7 protein-coding genes and 1 tRNA gene are annotated in these 7,042 nt (G+C 71.4%); 4 read left to right on the top strand and 4 right to left on the bottom strand.

What is annotated here, in order from left to right:
- Positions 1-2: 2 nt before the first annotated feature.
- The 3 genes from ACESL7_RS09865 to ACESL7_RS09855 all read right to left on the bottom strand — a co-directional run bounded on the left by ACESL7_RS09865 (position 3) and on the right by ACESL7_RS09855 (position 3,493).
- Positions 3-79, bottom strand: a tRNA-Pro gene (locus ACESL7_RS09865).
- A gap of 41 nt (positions 80-120) precedes the next feature.
- A complete protein-coding gene (locus ACESL7_RS09860) occupies positions 121-609 on the bottom strand; it encodes a DUF192 domain-containing protein (protein WP_372893156.1) in 489 nt (162 codons plus the stop codon).
- A 145-nt stretch (positions 610-754) separates the two neighbouring features.
- Entirely contained in the window at positions 755-3,493 is a 2,739-nt protein-coding gene (locus tag ACESL7_RS09855) for an HAD-IC family P-type ATPase (protein ID WP_372893155.1), read from the bottom strand.
- A 256-nt stretch (positions 3,494-3,749) separates the two neighbouring features.
- On the opposite strand from ACESL7_RS09855, the gene ACESL7_RS09850 reads away from it, so the two are divergent.
- Positions 3,750-4,730 (top strand): sodium-dependent bicarbonate transport family permease, encoded by a 981-nt coding sequence (locus ACESL7_RS09850; protein WP_372893154.1) that lies wholly within the window; start codon positions 3,750-3,752, stop codon positions 4,728-4,730.
- A 4-nt stretch (positions 4,731-4,734) separates the two neighbouring features.
- Positions 4,735-5,046: a P-II family nitrogen regulator gene (locus tag ACESL7_RS09845; RefSeq protein ID WP_372893153.1), complete on the top strand. Its 312-nt coding sequence runs from the start codon at positions 4,735-4,737 to the stop codon at positions 5,044-5,046.
- Positions 5,047-5,201: 155 nt separating this feature from the next.
- On the opposite strand, the gene pdxH is transcribed toward ACESL7_RS09845, so the two are convergent.
- The gene (gene pdxH / locus ACESL7_RS09840; protein ID WP_372893152.1) at positions 5,202-5,807 is read right to left on the bottom strand and encodes a pyridoxamine 5'-phosphate oxidase; all 606 of its coding nucleotides are present in this window, start codon (positions 5,805-5,807) and stop codon (positions 5,202-5,204) included.
- A gap of 108 nt (positions 5,808-5,915) precedes the next feature.
- Here pdxH and fabI point away from each other — a divergent pair, with 108 nt between their 5' ends.
- Together fabI and ACESL7_RS09830 are read left to right on the top strand one after the other, a co-directional pair.
- On the top strand, positions 5,916-6,722 hold the full coding sequence (gene fabI, locus ACESL7_RS09835) for an enoyl-ACP reductase FabI (protein WP_372893151.1): 807 nt from the start codon (positions 5,916-5,918) through the stop codon (positions 6,720-6,722).
- 12 nt (positions 6,723-6,734) lie between these two features.
- Positions 6,735-7,042, top strand: a 308-nt coding sequence (locus tag ACESL7_RS09830; RefSeq protein WP_372893150.1) for a phosphoribosyltransferase family protein, incomplete at its 3' end; no start/stop codon positions are given.

The following is a 7,042-nucleotide window of genomic DNA, read 5'->3' as shown; positions in this document are numbered from 1 at the left end:
GATGGTCGGGGCGGCGAGATTCGAACTCACGACCTTCTGTACCCAAAACAGACGCGCTACCAGGCTGCGCTACGCCCCGACGGTGCTCCCTCTACATCTCGCGCCCGGGCTTGGGAAGCCTCAGCAGGGCCACGCCGCCGCGTCGCCGAGCGACGGGTGGCGCAATTCGGTGCCCGGGGCGATTCCGAACTGCTCCGCCAGCCCGCCGTTGATCTCGAGCACCACGAGGATGTCGTCGCCGCCGGGAATCGGCGTCGTGTCGCCCGGCACCGCCTCGGCATGGACCCGTCGGACGACGCCGCGGCGGTCGGCGAAGATCATGTCGAGCGGAATGAGCGTGTTCTTCATCCAGAAGGACACGCTCTGCGGGCGTTCGTAGACGAAGAGCATGCCCTCGAGGTGGCCCATGTCCTCCACGAACATGAGGCCCTGCGCGCGCGTCTCCGGCTCGTCGGCGACGGTCACGCTGAAGCGCGCATCGCCCCAGTCGCCGCGCAGCCAGACCGTATCCGCCCGGCAGGCGGGCTCTGCCCCTGCGGTGGCCGGCACGAGCGCCAGCAGGGCGAGCAGCGCGCCGCGGCGGAGCCTTCTCTGAAGCGCCTCGGTCATGGGGCGTTCTTTTCCGGATGCCGCCCGGTTTGCAAGACCTTTCGAATTGCCCGACGCAGGGATCGAGGCCGCGCCGTTCCAGCCTTCCCCTTGCCGGGACGACGCCGACGCGCGCATGGCGGAGCGGCGATGCCCGGACCGACGGTTACCGGGCCACCCGGTCTCGCCACTGCACCAGGAGGCGCTTCTCGAGTTCCAGCAGGATCAGCAACGCCGGGCCGACAGCCACGACCATGAGACCCTCGGCCAGCGAGAGCGGGCGCGTGTCGAAGAATGTCTCCATGAACGGCGCGTAGGTGAAGGCAAGCTGCAGCGCCGTGACCGCGCCCACGGCGATCAGAACCGGCCGCGTGCCGAGCGCCGCGCCGAGCGAGAGCGAGGTCGTGTTCAGGAAGCGCACCGAGAAGAGGTAGAAGATCTCCATCACAACCAGCGTGTTGACGGCGATGGTCCGCGCCTCCTCAAGCGAGGCGCCGCGCGCCTCGGCCAGATTGAACATCCCGAAGATGCCGGCGCAGAACAGGAGCGAGACGACGCCGACCCGCCAGAGCACGAAGCGCGACAGGATCGGCGCGTCGGCCGGGCGCGGCGGGCGGCGCATCAGGCCGGGCTCCGGCCCCTCGAAGGCGAGCGCCATGGCGAGCACCACGGAGCTGACCATGTTGACCCAGAGGATCTGCACCGGCGTCACGGGCAGCGTCAGCCCCAGAAGGAGCGCCGCGATCAGCGCGAGCGACTCGCCCCCGTTCACGGGCAACAGGAAGACGATGGCCTTCTTGAGGTTGTCGTAGACGGTCCGCCCGGCCTTCACCGCCTCGGCGATAGTGGCGAAGTTGTCGTCGGCCAGCACGATCTCGGCGGCCTCCTTGGCCGCCTCGGTGCCGGCGCGGCCCATTGCGATTCCGATGTCCGCGCGCTTGAGCGCGGGCGCATCGTTGACGCCGTCGCCGGTCATCGCCACGGCGTCTCCCCCGGCCTGAAGCGCCTCGACGAGGCGCAGCTTGTGCTCGGGCGAGGTGCGCGCGAAGACGTCCGTGTCCGCCGCGCGCAGGCGCAGCTCCGCCTCCGGCAGCGCGTCGATCTCGGCGCCGGTGAGCACCGCGTCGGGTCGTTCGAGGCCGAGCTGGCGCGCGATGGCGCGCGCCGTGCCGGCGTGGTCCCCGGTGATCATCTTCACCCGGATGCCCGCGGCGCGGCACTCGGCGACCGCGGCGATCGCCTCCTCCCGCGGGGGGTCGATCAGACCGACGAGACCGAGCAGCGTGAGGCCGCCCTCGACGTCCTCGAAGCGGAGCGTGCGCGTCTCGGAGGGGACGTCCCGCGTGGCGATGGCGAGGACGCGCTGCCCCTCGCCCGCGATCTCCTGGGCGCGGGCGTGCCACCACGCCGCGTCGAGCGGGCGCGCGCCGTCCTCCTCGCAGTGCTGGGCAGCGCACATCTCGAGGATGCGCTCGGGCGCCCCCTTGACGTGGATCGCCGCATGCCCGGCATGGTCGTGGTGCAGCGTCGCCATGAAGCGGTGCTCGGCGTCGAAGGGGATCGCGTCGGTCTGCGGGTTGGCGGCGCGCAGCGCCTCCGGATCAAGCCCGGCCTTGCAGGCGAAGGTGACGAGCGCCCCCTCCATCGGATCGCCGGCGACCGTCCAGTGCCCGTCGCTCCCGGAGAGCTCCGCGTCGTTGCAGAGCACCGCGCCGGTGGCGAGGTCCATCAGCAGCGGGTGTCCGGCCGGATCGACCTCGCGGCCGTCGTGGGCGATGCCGCCATGCGGCGCGTAGCCCGCCCCGCTCACCGAGAAGGCGCGGCGCGCCGTGGCGACGGAGGCCACGGTCATCTCGTTCTTCGTGAGCGTGCCGGTCTTGTCCGAGCAGATCGCCGAGACCGATCCCAGCGCCTCGATCGCCGGCAGCCGGCGCACGATCGCCTTGCGGGCGGCCATGCCCTGCACCCCGATGGCGAGCGTTACCGTCAGGATGGCGGGCAGCCCTTCCGGGATCGCCGCGACGGCGAGGCCCACCACCGCCATGAAGATCTCGCGGAAGGGCATGCCCGCCACGAGCACCCCGAAGCCGAGGATCGCCGCCGCGACGATCAGGATGGCCATGGTGATCGTGCGCGCGAAGACCTCCATCTGCCGCAGCAGCGGGGTCGTCACGGTCTCGACCGCGCCGAGCAGGCCGCTGATGCGCCCGATCTCCGTATCGGCGCCGGTCGCCACGACGATCCCCCGCCCGCTGCCGGCGGCGACCAGCGCGCCGCTGAAGGCCATCGAGCGCCGGTCGCCGAGCGCGGCCTCCGCCGCGACGGGCGCGGTGGCCTTCTCGACGGCGACGGATTCCCCCGTGAGCACCGCCTCCTGGCTGCGCAGCCCGTTGGCCGACGTGAGCCGCACGTCGGCCGGCACGCGGTCACCGGGCTCGAGGACGACGACGTCGCCCGGCACCAGCGCCTCGGCCGGGACGGTGCGGCGCCGGCCGTCGCGGATCACCCGCGCCTCGGGGGCGAGCATGCCGCGGATCGCCGTGAGCGCCTCTTCCGCGCGTCCCTCCTGCACGAAGCCGATCACGGCGTTGACCAGAACGACCGCGAGGATCACGCCGGTATCCACCGGATGGCCGAGCGCGGCCGTGACCGCCGCAGCGGCCAGAAGCACGTAGATCAGGAGGTTCTGGAACTGCCGCAGGAAGCGTCTGACCGGCCCCGCGCGCGGCGGCTCGGGCAGGCGGTTCGGCCCCGTCTCAGACAGCCGACGCTCGGCCTCGGCCTCGGAAAGCCCCTCGGCGCCGGTGGCGAGCCGGTTCGCGGCCTCCTCTGCCTCGCGCGCATGCCACGGTGGCGCGTCCGGGGCGGCGGTCTCGGGTCGGGGGGGCGTGTCCGGTCGGGTCATGGTGCAAGCGGGGCCTCGGTGTCGGGTCGGGGGCCAGACGCGGCTGCGTCGGCCCGGGCGTAGGGATACTACGTGCCGCCGTCCCCTGCATCCCCGCGCCGCGCCTGTCCATGCGGCCCGCCGGCGCAAGCGGCGGAATTGCCCACGGAAGCGGCACGGTGCGACCATGCGCGCGCGCAACGGTCGGGCGCGCACGCTTTACCCCGGGGGCGGGGGACGCTAGGAGCCCACGACCCGAAACGCAGGGGAGCGGCAGATGGACGGCATTCTCGCGCTCGCGGCGGACAACCTGTTGTCGCCGATCATCCTCTTTTTCGTGCTCGGCGTCGCGGCCGCCTTCGCGCGCTCCGATCTCTCGGTGCCGGAGGCCGTCGCGAAGGGGCTGTCGATCTACCTGCTCTTCGCGATCGGCTTCAAGGGCGGCGCGAGCGTCGCCGCCCACGGGATCGACGCGACGCTCGTCCTGTCGCTCGTGGCCGGCGTCGTTCTCTCCTTCGTCCTGCCGGTCGTGGCCTTCGGCCTGCTCAAGGGAATGACGCGGCTCTCGGTCACCGACGCGGCGGCTGTGGCGGGGCACTACGGCTCGATCTCCATCGTGACCTTCGTCGCCGCGACCTCTGTGGCGACATCCGCGGGGCTCTCCTCGGAGGGCTACATGGTCGCCGTGGCCGCGGTGATGGAGGCGCCCGCGATCCTCTCGGCGCTCTGGATCATCGCGCGCTTCGGCAAGGCGCAGGCGGGGATGGAGGAGGGCCTCGTCCGCGAGATCCTGCTCAACGGCTCCATCGTGCTCCTCGTGGGCTCCTTCGTCATTGGCTGGATCACCGGCGACGAGGGGCTGGAGATGATCGCGCCCTTCATCGTCGCGCCCTTCCAGGGGGTGCTCTGCCTCTTCCTTCTGGACATGGGGCTCGTCGCGGGGCGCGGCCTGCGCGAGGCGCGCTCGGTGCTGACGCCCGGCCTCTTCGCCTTCGGCGTCCTGATGCCGCTCGTGGGCTCCGCCTTCGGGCTCGCGGCCGGGCTGCTGCTCGGGCTGAGCCCGGGCGGCGTGATGCTCTTCATGACGCTCGCCGCCTCGGCGTCCTATATCGCCGTGCCCGCGGCGATGCGCGTGGCGCTGCCGGAGGCGAACCCGTCGATCTACCTCACGCTGTCTCTCGGCGTGACCTTCCCGTTCAACCTGACGCTCGGCATTCCCATCTATCTCGCGGTATCCCGGGCCCTGACCGGAGGCTGAGCCAATGCAGACCCACGAGGCCAAGCGCGTCGAGATCACCATCGAGGCCGTCATGGAAGACCGCCTGACCGCGGCCCTGATCAAGGCGGGCGTGACCGGCTTCACCATCCTGCCGGTGCTCGGCGGCTCCGGCCGGTCCGGGCAGTGGAGCCGCGAGGGGCAGGTCAGCCGCGCGGGCGGCATGGTGTCCGTCGTCTGCATCATCCGGCCCGAGCGGCTGGAAGCGCTGCTCGAAGCGGCCTTCGGGGTGGTCGATCGCCACATCGGCGTCGTCAGCGTCACCGACTGCGAGGTGCTGCGCGCGGAGCGCTTCTGATCCGGCCACGCCCGGCGCCCTGAACGCCCGGGTCGCCCGGGCGACGGGGGGCGGCCCGTCGCACGGCGGCGGGCTCCTCGCCCCCGGGCCTCACCCGGCCGCGACGGAAGACGCCGGCGCGGAGACCGGTGGCCCCTGCGCCGGAGCGGCGCGGCTCACGGGTGCAGCCGCTCGACGTCCCAGGCCTCCCCCGGTGCGGCGCGGCGCCAGACGAAACGGTCGTGCAGACGGAAGGCGCCGTCGGCCCAGAACTCGATCTCCACCGGGCGGATGCGGATGCCGCCCCAGAACGGCGGCCGCGGCGGGGCGTTGCCATAGCGCGCCGTGACCCGCGCCACCTCGGCCATCAGCGCCGTGCGGCTTTCGAGCGGGCGCGACTGCCGCGAGGCCCAGGCGCCCAGCCGGCTCTTGAGCGAGCGGGAGGCGAAATAGGCGTCCGCGCTCTCGCCCTCCTCGCGTTCGGTGAGCCCGCGCACCCGGATCTGCCGGCGCAGCGTCTTCCAGTGCATCACGAAGGCCGCCTTGCCCGCGCTCTCGATCTCGCGCGCCTTGGCGCTCTCGTAGTTGGTGTAGAACACGAAGGCTTGCGGCTCGATCTCCTTCAGAAGCACCATGCGCGCGTTCGGCAGCCCGTCCGCGTCCACCGACGCCAGCGCGATGGCGTTCGGGTCGTTGGGTTCGCTCCTTTCGGCCTCGCCCAGCCAATTGCGCGCGATTTCAAAGGGATCATCGCCTGCGAAGATACCGCTGCGGTCCGTCATCTCTTGTCCTTTCCAGAGGGCGCCGGCCGGGCCGGCCGGGCGCTCTTGATGCCCCGAGTCCGATTGTCTAAAGGAGCGGAGATCGCGGACATCGCTCGGAGACACCCCATGTCAAATACCCTCCTCGCCGGCAAGCGCGGGCTGATCATGGGGCTGGCGAACGAGAAGTCCATCGCATGGGGTGTCGCACGCGCCTGCGCCGAGGCGGGCGCGGAGCTCGCCTTCTCCTACCAGGGCGACGCGCTGAAAAAGCGCGTGGGACCGCTCGCGGGCCAGCTCGGCAGCGATTTCCTCGTCGAATGCGACGTGGCCGACGAGGACTCGCTCGACCGCCTCTTCGCCGAGATCCGCGAGCGCTGGGGGCGGCTCGATTTCATCGTCCACGCCATCGGGTTTTCCGACAAGGGCGAGCTGCGCGGGCGCTACGTGGACACCTCGCGCGGCAACTTCGCCATGTCGATGGACATCTCGGTCTACTCCTTCACCGCCGCCGTCCAGCGCGCGGAAAAGCTGATGGGGCCGGGCGGGGCCTGCCTGACGCTCACCTACTACGGTGCGGAGAAGGTGATGCCGCATTACAACGTCATGGGCGTGGCCAAGGCCGCGCTCGAGGCCTCGGTGCGCTATCTCGCCGAGGATCTGGGCAAGGACGGAATCCGCGTCAACGCCATCAGCGCCGGGCCGATCAAGACGCTCGCCGCCTCCGGCATCGGCGATTTCCGCTACATCATGAAGTGGAACGAGTACAACTCGCCGCTGCGGCGCAACGTGACGACCGACGACGTGGGCAACTCGGCGCTCTACCTGCTCTCCGATCTCGCCTCGGGCGTCACGGGCGAGACGCACCACGTCGACGCCGGCTATCACGTCGTCGGCATGAAGGCGGTGGACGCGCCGGACATCACCAAGGGCTGAACGGGGGACGCGATGACCGACCGGCTGCCGCACGAGAAGGGGTTCCACGTCAGCTGGGATCAGCTCCACCGCGACGCACGCGCGCTGGCCTGGCGGCTCGACGGCCACGGCCCCGAGGGCGGCGGCTGGCGCGTGGTGGTCGCGATCACCCGCGGCGGCATGGCCCCCGCGATGATCGTCTCCCGCGAGCTCGACATCCGCACCGTCGATACGATCAGCGTCAAGAGCTACAACTTCCAGACGCGCGCCGAGCCGCAGATCATCAAGGCGCCGAACATGGACCTCGTCGGCGACGGCACGGGCGTGCTCATCATCGACGA

Origin of the sequence: Rhodosalinus sp., from assembly GCF_041685465.1 — a bacterium.
GTDB lineage: Bacteria > Pseudomonadota > Alphaproteobacteria > Rhodobacterales > Rhodobacteraceae > Rhodosalinus.
This window is presented reverse-complemented; position numbering and strand designations above follow the sequence as displayed.